The organism is Pseudomonas sp. 2995-3, from assembly GCF_002742565.1.
Taxonomy (GTDB): Bacteria; Pseudomonadota; Gammaproteobacteria; order Pseudomonadales; family Pseudomonadaceae; genus Aquipseudomonas; species Aquipseudomonas edaphica.
Map to the genome: position 1 here is coordinate 1 of NZ_LJSB01000103.1, position 292 is coordinate 292.

Below are 292 nucleotides of genomic sequence, written 5' to 3' on the forward strand. Positions count from 1 at the left end.
TCCATCCCCACCTTCCGGTAGGGATACCTTGTTACGACTTCACCCCAATCATCTGTCCCACCTTCGGCGGCTGGCTCCTAAAAGGTTACCTCACCGACTTCGGGTGTTACAAACTCTCGTGGTGTGACGGGCGGTGTGTACAAGGCCCGGGAACGTATTCACCGCGGCATGCTGATCCGCGATTACTAGCAATTCCGGCTTCATGCAGGCGAGTTGCAGCCTGCAATCCGAACTGAGAATGGCTTTATGGGATTCGCTCGACCTCGCGGTTTTGCTGCCCTTTGTACCATCC

The 292-nt window shown here is 55.8% G+C and carries 1 rRNA gene; it reads right to left on the reverse strand.

The features are described from left to right. Positions 1 to 292 (reverse strand): 16S ribosomal RNA (locus AOA62_RS05055); the annotation flags it as partial.